This is a genomic window from Pseudomonas sp. PKS (assembly GCF_051913525.1).
GTDB classification, from domain to species: Bacteria; Pseudomonadota; Gammaproteobacteria; order Pseudomonadales; family Pseudomonadaceae; genus Aquipseudomonas; species Aquipseudomonas guariconensis_D.
Map to the genome: position 1 here is coordinate 109,739 of NZ_JBEGDO010000013.1, position 18,221 is coordinate 127,959.

The 18,221-nt window shown below is 62.8% G+C and carries 13 protein-coding genes; 1 reads left to right on the forward strand and 12 read right to left on the reverse strand.

Going from position 1 to position 18,221, the window contains the following annotated elements:
- Positions 1-2: 2 nt before the first annotated feature.
- Positions 3-317, reverse strand: a complete 315-nt coding sequence (locus ABOA88_RS15065) for a putative quinol monooxygenase (protein WP_367851758.1) — start codon at positions 315-317, stop codon at positions 3-5.
- 60 nt (positions 318-377) lie between these two features.
- On the opposite strand from ABOA88_RS15065, the gene ABOA88_RS15070 reads away from it, so the two are divergent.
- Positions 378-791 (forward strand): VOC family protein, encoded by a 414-nt coding sequence (locus ABOA88_RS15070; protein WP_043210077.1) that lies wholly within the window; start codon positions 378-380, stop codon positions 789-791.
- A gap of 118 nt (positions 792-909) precedes the next feature.
- Here the strand turns inward: ABOA88_RS15070 and ABOA88_RS15075 are convergent, their stop codons facing one another.
- The 11 genes from ABOA88_RS15075 to ABOA88_RS15125 all read right to left on the reverse strand — a co-directional run bounded on the left by ABOA88_RS15075 (position 910) and on the right by ABOA88_RS15125 (position 18,159).
- Positions 910-3,846, reverse strand: coding sequence for a DUF748 domain-containing protein (locus tag ABOA88_RS15075; protein WP_196170123.1), 2,937 nt, complete (start codon positions 3,844-3,846; stop codon positions 910-912).
- Between the two features lie 78 nt (positions 3,847-3,924).
- On the reverse strand, positions 3,925-4,794 hold the full coding sequence (locus ABOA88_RS15080; RefSeq protein WP_196170122.1) for an oxygenase MpaB family protein: 870 nt from the start codon (positions 4,792-4,794) through the stop codon (positions 3,925-3,927).
- 31 nt (positions 4,795-4,825) lie between these two features.
- Positions 4,826-6,760: an acetate--CoA ligase gene (acs, locus tag ABOA88_RS15085; RefSeq protein WP_367851757.1), complete on the reverse strand. Its 1,935-nt coding sequence runs from the start codon at positions 6,758-6,760 to the stop codon at positions 4,826-4,828.
- A 258-nt stretch (positions 6,761-7,018) separates the two neighbouring features.
- Positions 7,019-8,683, reverse strand: coding sequence for a glucose-6-phosphate isomerase (gene pgi, locus ABOA88_RS15090; protein ID WP_196170120.1), 1,665 nt, complete (start codon positions 8,681-8,683; stop codon positions 7,019-7,021).
- A 190-nt stretch (positions 8,684-8,873) separates the two neighbouring features.
- On the reverse strand, positions 8,874-9,737 hold the full coding sequence (gene panC, locus ABOA88_RS15095; protein WP_367851756.1) for a pantoate--beta-alanine ligase: 864 nt from the start codon (positions 9,735-9,737) through the stop codon (positions 8,874-8,876).
- A complete protein-coding gene (gene panB, locus ABOA88_RS15100; RefSeq protein WP_196170118.1) occupies positions 9,734-10,534 on the reverse strand; it encodes a 3-methyl-2-oxobutanoate hydroxymethyltransferase in 801 nt (266 codons plus the stop codon). Before panB ends, panC begins: the two co-directional genes overlap by 4 nt.
- Positions 10,535-10,784: 250 nt before the next feature.
- Entirely contained in the window at positions 10,785-11,264 is a 480-nt protein-coding gene (gene folK / locus ABOA88_RS15105) for a 2-amino-4-hydroxy-6-hydroxymethyldihydropteridine diphosphokinase (protein ID WP_196170117.1), read from the reverse strand.
- Between the two features lie 2 nt (positions 11,265-11,266).
- Positions 11,267-12,655, reverse strand: a complete 1,389-nt coding sequence (locus ABOA88_RS15110) for a polynucleotide adenylyltransferase PcnB (RefSeq protein WP_196170116.1) — start codon at positions 12,653-12,655, stop codon at positions 11,267-11,269.
- A gap of 909 nt (positions 12,656-13,564) precedes the next feature.
- Complete coding sequence (locus ABOA88_RS15115) at positions 13,565-15,019, reverse strand: sigma-54-dependent transcriptional regulator (protein WP_196170115.1); 1,455 nt, start codon at positions 15,017-15,019, stop codon at positions 13,565-13,567.
- A 4-nt stretch (positions 15,020-15,023) separates the two neighbouring features.
- Entirely contained in the window at positions 15,024-17,999 is a 2,976-nt protein-coding gene (locus ABOA88_RS15120) for a sensor histidine kinase (RefSeq protein ID WP_367851755.1), read from the reverse strand.
- Positions 17,983-18,159: a hypothetical protein gene (locus ABOA88_RS15125; RefSeq protein ID WP_003250005.1), complete on the reverse strand. Its 177-nt coding sequence runs from the start codon at positions 18,157-18,159 to the stop codon at positions 17,983-17,985. The genes ABOA88_RS15120 and ABOA88_RS15125 overlap by 17 nt, the downstream gene beginning before the upstream one ends.
- Positions 18,160-18,221: the final 62 nt, after the last annotated feature.

The window sequence follows — 18,221 nt, forward strand, 5'->3', positions numbered from 1 at the left end:
TTTCATTCGCCGCCCAGACGCACTGGGTTGAGCGCGATCACATCGCTCTCGAAGCACACCTGCTCGACGATCAGCGGTTCCACCAGTGGACGGCTGTCACGGAAATGCGCGGTTTGGGTGTGGGCCTCGTACGCGGCGTCGTCGCGATAGATCTCATAGAGGTAGATCACCTCCGGATCGAGACGGTCCTGTGACACATCGAACACCAGGCATCCTGGCTCATTGGCCACCGAGGCCGCTGCATTGACCTTGATGGCGTCCAGAAATTGTTCAGCGCTGCCGGGCTTTACACGGGTCTTGATGAATAGGCTGTACACAAAGCGTTCCTTTTGTTTTAAATTTGCTGACAAATTGTATACACAAAAGGAGCCGCGTCCATGTCCGATCTTCCTGCTCGTCCTGGCCGTCTAAATGGTCTGCGTCATCTCGCCCTGCTGGTTCCCAACCTGGAGGAGTGCGAGCGTTTCTACGTCGACCTGCTGGGTATGGAAGTGCTGCACCGTGCTCACGAAGACTTGGTCTACCTGACCTGCGGTAACGACAATTTGTCCTTGGGGCGCGGTGCGGGTGCGGCCAACGGCCTGCAGACCTTGGATCACTATGGCTTCATTGTCGACAGCGTGGAGGAACTGGACGCCTGGTACCTGTACTTCAAGGCTCACGGCGTGACCCTGCTGGATCGCCCATTCGATCATGGCGATGGCGCGCGCAGCTTCCATGTGCTCGACCCGGCTGGTAACAAGGTGCAGCCGCTGTATCACCCGGCGGTTTCCGGACAGCGGCTGGTCTGAAGGTAGGGCTTGCGGGTGGCTCCGCTCCTACAGGGCCACTACACCCTCTGTAGGAGCGGGTTTACCCGCGAAGATGACACCGGTGGCCAAGGGCCCCAAAGGTGCCTGTAGGGGCGGGCTACTCGGCATCCAAGTGCAATGGCGTGATGACCCGCCCATCGCTTTCAGCCTGGCCCAGGTTGGTATCGATGAAGTACACCCGGTCGTCTTCCAACTGACCTTTGTCCACCAGGTAGTCCTTGATGCTGCCAGCCCGATCTTGGCCCAACTGACGCAACAGCGCGGTACTTTCAGCCCAGGACTTGATCACCGCATCGTGCAGCTTGGCGGTGCGTTCGTCGCGGCTTAGTTGCTGCCATTCGGCCGGAGGTTGCTGCTTGAGACGAGCGCGGTAGATACCCTCGAGCATCGCCGGTTTGTCACTGTCATCGACCACCAGCATCGATGCATTGGCTGGCACCTTGTCGCCGCGGCGCTGGAGGATCTTGTACCAGGTCGCCTGGTACTCGCGCTCCAGGCGTTGCTTGGCGATCAGCGGGCCATCGCTGCTCTGAGCACTGGTGCCTTCGATTTCCAGGCGCAGTTCCGGGCGCTCCTTGAGCGCACTGGCCAGTTTGTCCAGTGCGGACTGAGCGTCGGCATTGAGGTCGCTGGAGCCTGGCGCGAATGCCACATTACCGAGATCCTCGGCGCCACCGCCGGCAATCAGGCCGCCGATGAACTTGAATGGTGCCTGGGCTGCGCGCAGCACCAGATTGCGCAAGGTTTGCCAGATGATCGGCATGACGCTGAACTGTGGGTTGTTCAGGTCACCGGTCACCGGCAGCTCAATGGAGATCTTGCCTTCGGTATCTTTGAGCAGGGCCACTGCCAGACGGATCGGCAGGTCCACGGCATCGGGGCTGTCGACCTTCTCACCCAGCTGCAGCTGTTCGACCACTACCTTGTTTTCGGCCTTGAGTTGGCCGTTGGTGATCAGGTAGTGCAGGTCCAGGTTCAGCCGGCCTTTACGGATGCGGAAGCCCGCGAACTTGCCGGAATAGGGCGTCAGCGTGGTCAGCTCGACACGTTTGAAGCTGGTGGCGATGTCCAGGCTGGCCAGTGGGTTGAACGGGTTGAGCGCACCTTTGATGGTCACCGGTGCGTAACGATCGACCTTGCCTTTCACATCGACCTTGGCCGGTGCCGGCTTGCGGTTGTCGATGGTGCCGATCTGGCCGTTGAGTTGCTGGATGGCAGTGGCGAAGTTGGGGGTCAGGGTGAGGTCGGCGAAGTTGGCCGAGCCATCGTTGATGTCGATGCCACCGATGCGGATGCCCAGCGGTTTTTCAGTGCTGGCAGTGGCCGGCTTGGTCCGACTGGTTGCGGGCGCGCTGGCCGGTTGGGGGATCAGCAGATCGTCGACGTTGGTGGTGCGGTCTTCATTGATGATGAAGCGTGCATAGGGCTGCAACAGCGTCACCTTGTCGATTGACAGGGCATCGCCATGGATATACGACAGACCGCTCAGATCCAGTTGCTGCCATTTGACGAAGTCCCGGTTCTTGATGGTGTCCAGGGTGTGCAGTTGGCTGACCTGGGCCTTGCCGCCGACGCTGAAGGCCAGTGGTTCGGTACTCTTGAGATCGACCTTCAGGTCGCTGGAAAGCATGCCGCTGCGCAATTCCAGGCGGATGAACGGGCTGATGTAGGCCTGGGCCAGGCGCAAGTCGATGTCACGGGTGCTGACATCGAGCTTGGCGGTGACCGGCGCCAGATTGACTTGGCCGGCCGCCTGCAGCTTGCCTTGCTTGCCGACCCCGGTGTCGAGCTTGAGTGTGAAGGGCGACTGGTTGAGGCTGTCGAAGTTCTGCAGGTCGGCGTTGAGCGGGCCCACATCCAGTGCCACAGGCTCCTTCTGGCTACGGTCGGCCAGGTGTACCTGATAGTTGCGCAGTTGCACATCCTTGAGCAGCACCTGCCAGGGCTTGCTCGGCGTCTTGGCAGCCTTTTCTTCGGCACTCGGCTCGGCAGCGGCAGGTTCGGCTTTTTCCTTCGGGGTGGCCTTGGCCGGCTGACTGGCGAACAGCTTTTGCCAGTCAAGCTGGCCGTCGCGTTCGAGTGCGGCCCAGGTCTCGAGTTTTTCGCTGCGGATCTTGCCGACGGTGACCAGTTGCTTGGCCAGGTCGATGGAGGTCTCGCTGACTTCCAGGCTGGCCAGGCGTGCCAGTTGGCGTCCGTCCGGTGCCTTGATAGCAAAGGGCGCGATGCGCACCGAGGTGTTGTCCAGCAGCAGCTCGGTTTCCTTGGACAGGTTGAGCTTGTAATGGGTGTCCAGGCTCACCACGCCTTCTTCCAGCACGAGGGGCACCGCATCGCGCACGTAGGGCCAAAAGGCTTTCATCTTGCCGTCGGTAACCTTGAGGGTACCTTCGGAGGCGATTGGGGCCAGACTCAGGGTGCCGTTCCAATCGATGCGTCCGCCATTGGGGCCATTGGCCACCAGGGTCATGTCGGCGTTGTCGTCGGGTAGGGTGCTGAGGTTTTTCAGCTCAAGGTTCATCGAGTCGTAAAGAAACTCGATCGGTTCGCTCGGGCGAAGGTCCTCGAAATGCAGGTAGCCTTCGCTGAGCTTGATACTGCCAATGCGCAGTGGGAAGGGGTCGCCTGCCGGTTCTTCGGGCTTGGGTTCGCTGGTGGGCAGCTTGAACAACCGGGTCAGGTTGAGCGTGCCGTCTTTGGCGAACAGCACTTCGTTGCGTGGCTTGTCCAGCTCGACCGCTTCCAGGTGCAAGGCCTTGGTCCACAGGCTGTCCAGCGAGAGATTGGCATAGAGGCGTTCGAAACCCACCTGCTCCTTGCCCGGTTCGCCGATCTGCAGGCCCCAAAGCGTGAGCTCGAGGCTGAACGGGTTGAACTCGATGCGTTGCAGGTGCGCCGGCACCGTGGCGTATTGCGCCAGTTGCTGGTTGGCGATGCGCAGGCCGACACCGGGGATGATGAGAAAGCCAAGCAGGCTGTACAGGGCCACGAGGGCCAGCAGGGCGCCGAAGGCGCGTGTCAATCCTTTGGGCATGTAAGACGTCATCTGTCTGAAGCGGGGTGCCTTGGAGTATGGCACGTTAAAACGGTTCCGACGAAACGACCAAAAACCTTACTCGATTCCCATGCGTCGTCTTGCCCGGTGTGCCGAGCCGTTGCGCATTGCCCAGCGCAACACCGGTGCGATGCGATTGATGCCCAGGCGGATCATGTGCTGTTGAAGAGGGTTCTGGTGCAGGTCGAGCATGTCGCGGGCCCAGTCCGGCAGCAGGTCGATGCCGGCATTGAGCATCAATTTGCCGACCGGTTGCGCCATGCGGCTGGGGGCAGGGGCATCGAGCAGGATATCCACCACCCCATGGCTACGCGCGTCGCACAACAGCTGTGGGCGCATGCGTTGCAAGTAGTCTTCGACCGCCTGACATGAGCGCGGCACATCGCGTGCGCCCAAGCGTTCGGCGATCAGGGCGATCTCGTTGTAGTAGGCATCCTGGGCCTCGCGGCTGAGACGGGGGTTGCGGTAGCGCAGATGGGCGGCCAGGAAGCTGCTGACCTCGGCGACATGGACCCAGGTCAGCAAATCGGGGTCGCTGGCGGCATAGGGGCGCCCGTCGGGGGCGGTGCCGACCACCTTGAGGTGGATGGTGCGGACCTTTTCGATCAGCCATTCGGCATCGCGGGTCGAGCCGAACGTGGTGCCGGATATGAACTGGCTGGTGCGGCGCAGGCGACCGAGCAGGTCCTGGCGGAAGTTGGAGTGATCCCAAACCCCGGCCAGGGCCAAAGGGTGCAGCAGTTGCAGCATCAGGGCGCTGATACCGCCGACCAGCATGCTGGGAAAGTCGCCGTGCACCTGCCAACTGATGCTCTGCGGGCCGAACAGACCCGGGTCACCTTTGGGGGATTCCAGGTCGAGCTGGCCGAGGGCCAGCCCGGTGAGGCTCATGACCTGGGTTTCGATGCGGCGGCGTAAGGCTTCCATGGCGGTCCCGCAGGCCGCCATGGGCGGCCGTCTATTGATTGAGGCGGTTGTCGATCAAGCCCTGGACCACGCTCGGGTCGGCCAGGGTTGAGGTATCGCCCAGATTGTCCAGCTCGTTGCAGGCGATCTTGCGCAGTATACGCCGCATGATCTTGCCCGAGCGGGTCTTGGGCAATGCGGGCGCCCACTGGATGAGCTCGGGTTTGGCGAAGCTGCCGATCTCCTTGCTGACCAACGCCAGCAACGCGTTCTTGAGCGCGTCGTCCGGGGTGACGCCGTTCATGGGCGTGATGAAGGCATAGATGCCCTGGCCCTTGAGGTCGTGCGGGTAGCCGACCACAGCGGCCTCGGCGATGCTGTCGTGCAGCACCAGGGCGCTTTCCACTTCGGCGGTGCCGATGCGGTGGCCGGAAACGTTGATCACATCGTCGACGCGCCCGGTGATCCAGTAATCGCCATCGGCATCGCGGCGGGCGCCGTCACCGGTGAAGTAGTAGCCGGGCATGGGCTTGAAGTAGGTGTCGACCATGCGCTGAGGGTCGCCATAGACACTGCGGATCTGTCCGGGCCAACTGGCCTTGATCACCAGCAGGCCAGCGCCTGGGCCTTCGATGACCTTGCCTTTCTCGTCCAGCAGCACCGGTTGCACGCCAAACAAGGGTTGCGTGGCGCAGCCCGGCTTGAGGTGGGTGTTGCCCGGCAGCGGGCTGAGCATGATGCCCCCGGTCTCGGTCTGCCACCAGGTATCGACGATGGGGCAGCGCTTTTGGCCCACCGCCTCGAAGTACCATTCCCAGGCTTCCGGGTTGATCGGCTCGCCCACGCTGCCTAGCAGGCGCAGGCTTTGTCGGGAGGTGCTCTGCAGGGGCGCCGAACCTTCGCGCATCAGTGCGCGCAGGGCGGTGGGAGCTGTGTAGAAGATGTTCACCTGATGCTTGTCGACCACCTGCCAGAAGCGCGAGCTGTCCGGGTAATTGGGCACGCCTTCGAACATCAGTGAGATGGCGCCATTGGCCAGGGGGCCGTAGACGATGTAGCTGTGGCCAGTGACCCAGCCGACATCGGCGGTGCACCAGAAGACCTCGCCATCACGATAGTCGAACACCACTTTGAAGGTCAGGGTGGCCTGCAGCAGGTAACCGGCGGTGGTGTGCAGCACGCCCTTGGGCTTGCCGGTACTGCCGGAGGTGTAGAGGATGAACAGTGGATCTTCGGCCTCCATGGCCTCGGGCGGGCAGTCGTCACCGGCCTGTTCCGTGGCCTCGTGATACCAGAGATCACGGCCCTCGCGCCAGGCGATATCGGCCCCGGTGCGGCGTACCACCAGCACGCTGCTGACCGCCGGGCAACTGGCCAGGGCCTTGTCGACGTTCTGCTTGAGCGCAATGCGCTTGGCGCCGCGAACCCCTTCGTCCGCGGTGATCACGGTGCGGCAGTCCGCGTCGAGAATGCGATCACGCAGGGCATCGGGTGAGAAACCGCCAAACACGACCGAGTGAATGGCGCCGATGCGGGTGCAGGCGAGCATGGCGTAGGCCGCCTCAGGGATCATCGGCATGTAGATGCACACACGATCGCCTTTCTTCACCCCACGGGCCTTCAAGGCATTGGCGAGACGGCAGACCTGGCGGTGCAGCTCGTGGTAAGTGATGGCCTTGGTGTCTTTGGGATCGTCACCTTCCCACAGCAATGCCGTCTGCTGGCCGCGGGTGGCCAGGTGGCGGTCGATGCAGTTGTAGCTGACGTTCAACTGGCCCCCATCGAACCAGCGCGCCTTGCCGGTCTTCAAATCGCATTGCTGCACACTCGACCAAGGCTTGATCCAGTCCAGGCGCTTGGCCTGTTCGGCCCAGAAGGTATCGGGGTCTTCGACCGACTGGCGGTAAAGGCACTGGTAGTCGTCGGGGGAAAGGGCGGCGGACTGGCTGACGGCCAGGGCCTGGGGGTAGTTGCGGATATCGAACATGGCGGGTTGTCCTGCTCTTGTGAGGGGCGATGGACTGCGGCGGCTATTCGATGGACAGTGTAGAAGGTAGGGGTGTTCCCTGAAGGGCTTCCCCGGCGATTGAGTTGCGTTGTCAGCACTTAGCTATGTGGCTTTAGCCGCGAAGCAGGCGACTCGGTGCATGGCACCGGCTGTGCCGGTGTTCGCGGCTAAAGCCGCTCCCACAGGGCTCTGTGCACATCAGCCAGTGATGTGCAGAGCCGTGAGAGCGGCCGTGTATCAACCGCGGTGACGACCGCGGAAGTAGTTGATCAGGCCTTGGGTGGAACCATCTTCAGCGCTGTCTTCCAGGCTGCCGACCAGGCGTTGATACACGCCCTTGCCCAACTCCTTGCCCAACTCCACGCCCCACTGGTCGAAGGCGTTGATGCCCCAGATTACGCTCTGCACAAATACCTTGTGTTCGTACATGGCCACCAGCGCGCCGAGGCGACGGGGGCTGATGCGCTCTACCACGAGGGTGTTGCTCGGGCGGTTGCCGGGAATCACTTTGTGTGGTGCCAGCTTCTCGATGTCCGCTTCATTCAGGCCTTTGGCGCGCAGTTCGGTCTCGGCTTCCTCACGGGTCTTGCCGAGCATCAGCGCCTGGCTCTGGGACAGGCAGTTGGCGTACAGCCACTGGTGGTGGTCGGCCACCGGGTTGAAGCTCACCACCGGGACGATGAAGTCGGCCGGGATCAATTGAGTGCCCTGGTGCAACAGCTGGTGGTAGGCGTGCTGGCCGTTGCAGCCGACGCCGCCCCAGATCACCGGGCCGGTATCGGTTTTCACCGGGGTGCCGTCCTGCAGGACGCTCTTGCCGTTGGATTCCATGTCCAACTGCTGGAGGTGTTTGGTGATGTTGCGCAGGTAATGGTCGTACGGCAGGATCGCATGGCTCTGGGCGCCCCAGAAATTGCCGTACCAGACGCCCAGCAGGGCCAGCAGCACGGGCATGTTCTTCTCGAACGGCGTGTTCTGGAAGTGCTGGTCCATGGTGTAGGCACCGGACAGCAGTTCCTTGAAGTTGGCGGTGCCGATGGCCAGGGCGATCGGCAGACCGATGGCCGACCACAGCGAGTAGCGCCCTCCCACCCAGTCCCACATCGGGAAGATGTTCTCTTCGCGCATACCGAAGGCCACGGCGGCGGCCTTGTTGCTCGATACCGCGATGAAGTGGCGGTACAACTCAGCCTCGGAACCGCCCTGCGCCAGGTACCAGGTACGCGCAGCGGTAGCGTTCTTCAGGGTTTCGAGGGTGTTGAACGATTTGGACGAGACGATGAACAGGGTGGTCTCGGCGCGCAGATTGGCCGATAGCTCGTGGAACTCGCTGCCGTCGATGTTCGCCAGGTAGTGGCAGCGTACGCCACGCTGGGCGTAGGGCAGCAAGGCTTCGGAGACCAGCTCCGGCCCCAGGAAGGAGCCGCCGATACCGATGTTCACCACGTCGGTGATGGGCTTTTCGCTGTAGCCGCGCCACAGGCCGTCATGGATACGTCCCACCAGTTCGGTGATCTGGTTGAGGACCTTGTGTACTTCCGGCATCACATTGACGCCATTGACACTGAGCTTGTCGCCCACCGGGCGACGCAAGGCGGTGTGCAGGACCGGACGACCTTCGGAGGCGTTGATGATCTCGCCGCTGAACATCGACTTGATGGCGTCTGCCAGACCGACCTCGTTGGCCAGGTTTACCAACAGGTCGCGGGTCTGCTCGGTGATCAGGTTTTTCGAGTAGTCGAGGAACAGGCCGCAGCTGCTGAGGGAAAACTGATCGAAGCGCTTGGGATCGGCTGCGAAGGCTTCGCGCATGCTGAAACCCTGCATGGCGTCGCGGTGTTGCTGGAGCGCCTGCCAGGCGGGCAGCGCCGTCACATCGTGGGGGGTACGGTAATACGCCATTGCGGATGCTTTCCTTGGTGCGTGATGGGCCTTGGACAACAGACAGTTGCTGGCAGTTGCAGGCTGGCCATCATTATAGGCATTGGCTGTCAGGAAGGAATGGGGGGCATTGCGCCCCCCTCATAAGCTCCCGCCGCTTGGGTGTAGGCGCTGGCGAAGCCTGCGATGGGCTGCGAAGCAGCCCCGGGTGTCACGCGGTCTTTTCGTCCAGGTGCAGGTAAAGGTTGTCGATCAAGCGGGTAGTGCCCATGTAGGCCGCCGCCAGGATCACCAGATCGCGGTCATCGATCATCGCCGGGCGCAAGGTCACGGCGTGGCGCACTTCCAGGTAGTCGGGGCGGAACCCCGCGGCTACCAGTTGCGCCTGGCCCTCGGCAATCAGAGCGGGATAGTCGCGCTGGCCCTTGGTAATGGCCTCGGCCATGGTCCTCAAGGTGCGGTACAGCGCAGGCGCCGCAGCGCGCTGCTCCGGGCTCAGGTAACCGTTGCGCGACGACAGCGCCAGGCCGTCCTCGGCGCGCACGGTGGGTTCGCCGATGATCTGGATCGGCATGTTCAGGTCACGCACCATGGCGCGGATCACCGCCAGCTGCTGGAAGTCCTTTTCGCCGAACACTGCCAGGTCGGGCTGGACCATGTTGAACAGCTTGCTGACCACAGTGGCGACGCCTTCGAAGTGGCCGGGGCGGCTGGCGCCGCACAGCCCTTCGGACAGCTGCGGCACGCTGACGCGCGTCTGCACCGCCATACCGTCGGGGTACATCTCCTCGACGGTGGGAGCGAACAGCAGGTGACACCCAGCTTCGAGCAAGCGCTCTTGGTCGGCGGCGAGGGTACGGGGATATTTGTCCAGGTCTTCGCCGGCGCCAAACTGCAGCGGGTTGACGAAGATGCTCGCGACCACGAAATCGGCACGTTGTGCGGCTTTGGTCACCAGCGCGGCATGGCCACTGTGCAGGTTGCCCATGGTCGGCACGAAGCCGATCCGCTTGCCTTCGCCGCGGGCGCGTGCCACGGCGGCGCGCAGTTCTCGGACAGTCTTGACTGTATTCATGCGCTGAACCCGTGTTCGCTGGCTGGGAAGCTGACTGCCTTGACCGCCGCCACGTAGGCCGCCAGGGCGCTGTGGATATCCGGCTGGCCTTCCATGAAGTTCTTCACGAACTTGGGTACACGCCCGCTCAGCGACAGGCCGAGCATGTCATGCAGGACCAGCACCTGACCGTCGGTGGCGCTGCCGGCACCGATGCCGATGACCGGGATGCTGACCGCCTGGGTGATCTCGGCGGCCAGGTCACTGGGCACGCACTCGAGCAGCAGCATGGCCGCACCGGCTTGTTCCAAGGCGATGGCGTCTGCACGCATTTGCCGGGCCTGGGCTTCCTGGCGGCCCTGCACCTTGTAGCCGCCCAGCACATTGACGGTCTGTGGGGTCAGGCCCATGTGCGCGCATACCGGCACGCCGCGTTCGGCCAGTAGGCGGATGGTCTCGGCCAGCCAGGCGGCGCCCTCGAGCTTGATCATGTGGGCGCCGGCCTGCATCAGGGTGGCGCAGTTGGAGAAGGCCTGCTCAGGTGTGGCGTGGGCCATGAACGGCAGGTCGGCGAGGATCAGGGCGCCCTCGTTGCCACGCTTGACGCAGGCAGTGTGGTAGGCCATTTCGGCGGTCGTGACCGGCAGGGTACTGTCATGGCCCTGCAGGACCATGCCCAGGGAGTCACCCACCAACAGTATTTCCACGCCGGCTGCGCAGGCGGCCTTGGCGAAGGTCGCGTCGTAGCACGTCAGCATGGCGATTTTCTCACCCTTGGCCTTGAGGCCGTGCAGGGTGGTCAGGGTTACTTCAGGCATGTAGGAAATCCTCGTTCAGGCGCTGTGAAAAACGACTGCGTACAACGCGTGTAATCATCTTCCGGAGCGGCACATCATCGTGTGTGATGTTCGGGCACAGGTCCGTCCGAGCCTAAATAGGTAAAAAGGCGGCACTTTGGTGCCACGGGACGCCTATAGTCGTGAGCGAGGGGGGGGAAGTCAATCACCCTGTTACCGCATTGTTACGATCAGGGTGTTACTGGCGTTACCGTTGTCCGAAACGCCCGGATTACAGGCGTTCCAGACCCACGAAGGGGCAGGCATCGAGCAATTGCGCGAGGCTACGGCCGTCGGCAAGGTGGAAATCGGCGGGTACCAGCTCGGCCAGGGGATAAAGCACGAAAGGGCGCGCCTGCATGTGGTAGTGCGGGACTTTGAGGCGTGGCACGTCGATGACCTGGTCGCCGAACAACAGGACGTCCAGGTCGAGGGTGCGTGGGCCCCAACGTTCCTTGCGCTCGCGGCCTTGGTCAAGCTCGATGGCCTGCAGTGCGTCGAGCAGCGCCAGTGGCGCGAGATGGGTGTCCACGGCGGCCACGGCATTGGTATAGCGCGGTTGGCCGGGGAGCAGGGAGTCGCTGGTATAGAAAGCCGAGGTCGCTGCCAGGCGGGTACCTTCGACATTGTCCAGCGCCTGCAGGGCGCTTCGCAGTTGTTCGGCGGGCTCGGCCAGGTTGCTGCCCAGGCCGATGTAGGCGCGGGTCGTCATGTTCAATCCCAGTTTTCGTCGCCGCTGCGCTTGCGTTTGCTGCCACTGCGCTTGCGTTTGCGTGGCGCGGCTCCCGCACCGTCGTCGCGGCTGCCCAGGTCACGGATCATGTCGCGACGTTCGCTGTCGTTGGCGTCCTGATAGTCGGTCCACCACTGGCCCAGATCGTCGGTTTCCTCGCCGGCGCTTTCGCGCAGTAGCAGGAAGTCGTAGCCAGCTCGGAAGCGTGGGTTGTCGAGCATCATATCGGCGCGCTTGCCACTGCGGCGTGGCAGACGCTCCTGCATGTCCCAGATCTCACGGATCGGCAGGGTGAAACGCTTAGGAATCGCGATGCGTGCGCACTGTTCGGCGATCAGGTCGTGGGCGGCGTTGTTCATGGCCGGAATCGGCGGCACACCTTGGCTTTGCAGGTACAGGGCGCGGCCCGGCAGTGCAGGCCAGAGCAGGGCGGCGAACAGGAAGGCCGGGGTGACCGGCTTGCCTTGCTTGACCCGCAGGTCGGTATTGGCCAGCGCCTGGCTGATCAGGGTGTGGGTGTAGGTCGGGCGTTCTTCCAGCGCGTGGGCGCTGGCTGGGAACAGCGGGTCGAACAGCTGCAGGTCGACCAGCATCTCGAAGGTGATTGCGCCTTGGCCGGAAAGGAACAGCTTGAGGCTCTCTTCGAACAGGCGCGCTGGCGGGATCTCCCGCAGCAGCGGTGCCAGCTCGCGGATCGGCTGTACGGTGTGCTTTTCGATGCCGAAGTCGAGCTTGGCGGCAAAGCGCACGGCACGCAGCATGCGCACAGGGTCTTCCTGGTAGCGCTGGGTAGGGTCACCGATCAGGCGCAGCAGGCGGTTGCGGATATCGTGCACGCCATTGGCATAGTCGAGGATGCGCTCGCTGACCGGATCGTAGTACAGCGCGTTGATGGTGAAGTCGCGACGCTGGGCGTCATCTTCCAAGGTGCCGTAAACGTTGTCGCGCAGAATGCGCCCGCTGGCATTGTGCGACGAGCGGTGGCTATCGCCCTGGTCTTCCTCGGAATGATGGGCACGGAAAGTGGCGACTTCGATGATCTCACGGCCGAAATGCACGTGGACCAGCTTGAAGCGGCGGCCAATGATTCGAGCGTTGCGAAACTCCGCACGGACTTGCTCGGGAGTGGCACTGGTGGCGACGTCGAAATCCTTGGGGTTGATACCCAGGAGCAGGTCGCGGACACAGCCGCCGACCAGATAGGCCTGGTAACCGGCGCTTTGCAGGCGCTCGACGATACTCACCGCGTGGCGGCTGAACTGGCTGCGTTGCAGCGAGTGCTGGCTCTTGTTGATCACTTCAGGCGTGGTGCGCCTGTGGTGTTGACCACGGATAGGAGGACGGAACGACTGGAACAGCTTCTTCAGCATGGGATGCACTGTTTGAAGGAATGTTCGGCCAAGAATAGGAGAATGGCCGCATGATGGGCGGGGATTCTAGCATTTACTCGGGGAATGGTGTAGGCGCTGCTTGGGGGTGATGCTGGAGGGGGAGAAACGACATGGGGAGCCGAAGCTCCCCAGGAAAGTCGTTGCGTGCTCTTATTGTTTTTTTGCCGGGCTTTTTGTTTTTGTTGATGCCCTGTCCACAAATCTCAAAGCTTGTGGACGACCCCCAACCCGGGGGTGAAGAGCAAACGGATTGCTTTGGTCGCTGATGTTATGCTGATCATTCGATCCAACCAGTTCAGGCGCTGCTTTTTAGTGCAGTTTTTGTTGTTCTCTGCCTGGCTGTGGGGCAAGCCCCAAACACAACTCCTCTCCAAAAGAATCAGTTAGCTGCGCCTCCGCCGTCTTGTTTTTATTGTGCGTGAGCCGTTTCGTCTTGTTCTTATTCTGGATTGCAGTGCTTGTTATTGTTCTTGTACCAGACATATAGCAGGTGCCGTGCCAACTTTGCTAAACCCAATAAAATCAAGGCCTTGCGGGTTCTGTGCTTCGGGCGCCAGGCAGAAAATGTCGCAATTTCGTTACCGTACGCCTCGGCCAATGTTACGCCTGGGCGGGTGGGGTAACAGATTCCTTGGGCAACTGCGCTGTTACCGGGGAACACCGGCACGCCGGTGCCAGGCGCCGGCTGGGATTCGTTGCGGCTAAACCGCTCCCGCAGGGTTCTCTGGCGCTCTCGGCAACACGCTGTACCTGGAGAAACCGGTTCACCCGCGAATGGGCCGGCGCGAGCAACACAAGACAGTGCTCCCCGCGGCTGTGTGGCGTTTTAGATAAGGGACGAGGGGCAGGAGAAGAGCTCTTCTGCCCCTATAGCGGTGAGGGGCGGGATCAATTGTCGCTGGTGGCGTTGCTCTTGCGCCGGGGAATACCCAGGCGTTGACGTCGTTCCCACAGGCATTTGCGGCTGACGCCCAGCTTGCGGGCCAGTTCGGTCTCTGTCATGTGATCCTGGTGCTCGAGGACGAAATGCTGGAAGTAATCTTCCAGGGACAAGTCCTCGGTCGGTTCATGGCTGGCGTTGTTGGCACTGGCGCCGGCCACGACCGGAGCGGTGTCGAACGGCTCTTCGTCCTCCAGGCCACTCAGCTCGATGTCGATGCCCAGCAGATCAGCGGAGATCTCCGCGCTCTCGCTGAGAATCACTGCGCGCTCCACGGCGTTTTCCAGTTCGCGTACGTTGCCTGGCCAGCTGTAATGACGGATCGCTTGCTCGGCCTCGGCGGAGAAGTGCAGGTCGTCTCGGCCGATGCGGGCGCTCTGGCGGGCCAGGAAGGCATCGGCGATTTCGTTGACGTCGCTGCCGCGCTCGCGCAGGGCCGGAAGCTTCAGGGCGATCACGTGCAGGCGGTAATAAAGGTCTTCGCGGAACTGCCCGGCCTTGGCCAGGTTCTTCAGGTCGCGATGGGTCGCGGCGATCAGACGGACATCGACCTTCTGCGATTGCACCGAGCCGACCCGGCGAATCTCGCCTTCCTGCAGCACACGCAGCAGTCGGGCCTGGGCTTCGAGTGGCAGCTCGCCGATTTCATCGAGGAACAGCGTACCGCCGTCGGCCGCTTCGACAAGACCGGCACGGCCGGCGCTGGCACCTGTGAACGCGCCTTTCTCGTGGCCGAACAGTTCGGACTCGATCAGGGTTTCCGGGATGGCCGCGCAGTTCACCGAGATCATCGGGGCCTTGGCGCGACGCGACAGGTTGTGCAGGGCGCGGGCGACCAGCTCCTTGCCGGTGCCGGATTCACCCTGGATCAGGACATTGGAGTCGGTAGGCGCGACCTTGCGGATCTTGCCGAACATGTCCTGCATCGGTGGGCACGAGCCAATGATGCCGATCTCGCCGTTGGCCGAGGCCGGGCTGGCTTTGTCGGCGGCGACTGCCTTGCCGTTGGCGCGCGGCTCGGCGGCACTGACAGCGGCAGGTGCCGGGGCGTTCTGCCGGTCGCGCAGGATGCGCGCCACAGCCTGGAGCATCTCGTCGTGATCGAAGGGCTTGGCGATGTAGTCCACCGCGCCCATTTTCATCGAATCGACTGCCGAGCGCAGGCTGGCATAGCTGGTCATGATCAGCACCGGTGTGCCCTGGCCGAGCTTGATCAACTCGGTGCCCGGGGCGCCGGGCAGGCGCAGGTCGCTGACGATCAGGTCGAAGGTGGCAATGCTGAAGCGTTCCTGGGCTTCCTGCACCGAGCCGGCTTCGCTGACTTGGTACTGGTTCCGCTCGAGCAGTCGACGCAAGGCCGAGCGGATGATGGTTTCGTCTTCGACGATCAGAATGTGCGGCATTGATTCAATTCTCTCGACGGTCTCGAATTTCAGGGGACGTCGCTACGACATGCCTTGGCAGGGTCACGCGGATCCGGGTACCACGTTGGCGTTCGATATCGGCCGGGCTGTCGATGGTGATTTGCCCATAATGCTCTTCCACGATGGAATAGACCAGAGCAAGCCCCAGTCCAGTGCCTTCGCCTGGGTCCTTGGTGGTGAAGAAGGGCTCGAACAGCCGGTCCATGATGTTTTTCGGGATTCCGCTGCCTTCGTCCTCGACGATCAGGTCGACAGTGTGCTCACACACAGCGCTGCGCACACGCACGGCGCTGCCGGGCGGGGAGGCGTCGCGGGCGTTGGAAAGCAGGTTGATCAGCACCTGGGCCAGACGCTGGGGATCACCCTCGGCCCAGTGATCCGGGTCGCAGAGGTTGAAGAACTGTACTTCGAAATTGCGCCGGTTCAACGCCAGCAGACCAATGGCATCTTGTGCGACTTCGGCCAGGCACACCGGCTCCTCGCTGTTCTGGTGGCTGCCGCCGGCATGGGCGAAGCTCATCAGCGACTGGACGATGCGCGAAACGCGTTTGGTCTGTTCGATGATCTGGCTGGAAAGCTCGATGATCTCGACATCGTCTTCACGCTCTTCGCGCAGGTTCTGCGCAAGGCAGGCGATGCCGGTGATGGGGTTGCCGATCTCATGGGCCACACCCGCAGCCAGGCGGCCGATGCTCGCCAGGCGCTCGGAGTGCACCAGTTTGTCTTCCAGGGCCTGGGTTTCGGTCAGGTCCTCGACCAGCAGCACCAGGCCGCTGTTGCCCGGTGCCAAGGGCTCGGCGATGGCAGCTTTATGCAGGTTGAGCCAGCGGGTCTGTCCGTCCAGGGCCAGGCGCTGCTTGTGCAGGTGTTCGTCGGGGATGTTGATGAAGTTCTGCAACAGGCCGCGCCAAGGCTCGCTGACAGTGACCAGGCGTGAGCCGACCACGTGCATGGCGGCCACGCCGGTCAGCTCTTCCATGGCCTTGTTCCACATCAGGATCTCCTGGTCCTTGGCCAGGGAGCACACGCCCATGGGTAGTTCCTGCAGCGTCTGGCGGTGGTAGCGGCGCAGGGCATCGAGCTCGGCGGCAAGGCCGGTCAGGCGCGAGTGGTAGTCTTCCAGGCGGCTTTCGATGAAGTGGATGTCTTCGGTGACGTAGTTCTCGTTGCCTGATTTGTAGGGCAGGAAGGTCTCGACCATGTCCTGGGCCACGCTCGGCCCCATCAGGCCCGACAGGTTGGCCTCGATGCGGTCGCGCAGGCGGCGTAGGGCATAGGGGCGGCGCTCGTCGAAGGGCAGGTAGAGGTCACGCAGGGCCTGTTCGACTTCCTTCTGCGCGGCCTTGGCGCCCAGGGGCTTGGCCAGCTGGGTGGCGAACTCCTGGGGCGAGGCGGCATGCAGCTCGCGCCGTTGCGGACGACGCACGTTGTCCACGGCGCAGGCCTCGGCGGCGCTGACTTCTTCGCTGCTGGCGTTGGTGAACAGCGAGATCAGGGTGAACAGCAGGACGTTGGCGGCCAGCGAGCCGATGGCCGCCATGTGCCAGCTGGTGTCGTCCAGCACGTAGATCATGTCCAGCAGCGGGATATAGAAGCCCTGCAGATTGCCCAGCAGCGGCAGCAGCATGGTCACCATCCATACCGCGATGCCCGCCATCAGGCCAGCGATGAAGCCGCGGCGGTTGGCGGTCGGCCAGTACAGTACCGAGAGCACGCCCGGCAGGAACTGCAAGGTGGCGACGAAAGCGACGATGCCCAGGTTGGCCAGGCTCTGGTGATTGTTCTGGGTCAGGTAGAAGACAAAACCGGCGGTGATGATGGCGACGATCAGGGCGCGGCGGGTCCACTTCAGCCAGCGGTAGATGTTGCCCTCGGCCGGCGGTTGGTAGAGCGGCAGCACCAAGTGGTTGAGGGCCATGCCCGAGAGGGCCAGGGTGGTGACGATGATCAGCCCGCTGGCGGCAGAGAGGCCGCCCACATAGGCGAGCAGGGCCAGCGCTGGGTTGTCGGCGGCGATGCCCAGGCCCAGGGTGAAGTACTCTGGGTTGGTACTGGCCCCCAGGCGCAGGCCGGCCCAGAGCACCAGCGGCACGGCTAGGCTCATCAGCAGCAGGAACAGCGGCAGGCCCCAGCTGGCGCTGACCAGCGAGCGCGGGTTGAGGTTTTCGGTGAAGGCCATGTGGTACATGTGCGGCATGACAATGGCCGAGGCGAAGAACACCAGCAGCAGGGTTCGCCACGGACCTTCCTGCAGCGGCGTGTGCAGTGCGGCCAGCGCGGTCTGGTTCTGCAGCAGCCAGACCTCCAGCTGGTGCGGGCCGCCGAATACGCCATACAGCGCATACAGACCGATACCGCCCAGGGCCAGCAGTTTGATCACCGATTCGAAGGCGATGGCAAACACCAGGCCTTCGTGTTTTTCACGCGTGGCGATGTGGCGCGAGCCGAAGAAGATCGTGAACAGGATGATCAACACGCAGAAAGCGAAGGCTACCCGGGCCTTGACCGGCTCGCCGGTGAGGATGCTGATCGAGTCGGCCACTGCCTGGATCTGCAGGGCCAGCAGGGGCAGCACACCGATCAACATGAAGATGGTGGTCAGCGCGCCGGCCCAAGTGCTACGAAAGCGAAACGCCAGCAAGTCGGCCAGCGAAGAGAGCTGGTAGGTGCGGGTGATCTTGAGAATGGGATAGAGCAGCACCGGCGCCAGCAGGAAGGCCCCGGATACACCCAGGTAACAGGCCAGGAAACCATAGCCGTACTGGTAGGCCAGGCCCACCGAGCCATAGAAGGCCCAGGCACTGGCATAGACGCCCAGGGACAGGGTGTAGGTCAGCGGGTGGCGGATGATCGAACGCGGGATCAGCCCACGCTCGCTGATCCAGGCCACACCGAACAGCACCAGCAGGTAGGCGGCGCTGATCAGGATCATCTGGGTCAGGCTAAAGCTCATCGGCATCTCGTTGGCTCTGCAAAATGAAGGTGACGACGATGAGGATCAGCCAGAGCAGGTAGGGGCGGTACCAGGCACCGGTTGGCTCGATCCACCAGTCCATGATGGCCGGGGAAAACAGGTAGATCCCCACGACCAGAAGCAGGACCAAACGATAGATGTACATGCTGGCCTCGAAGGTTGGGCGCTGCGGGCTTGGACTTATTATTGGCGCAAATGGCTGGGGCG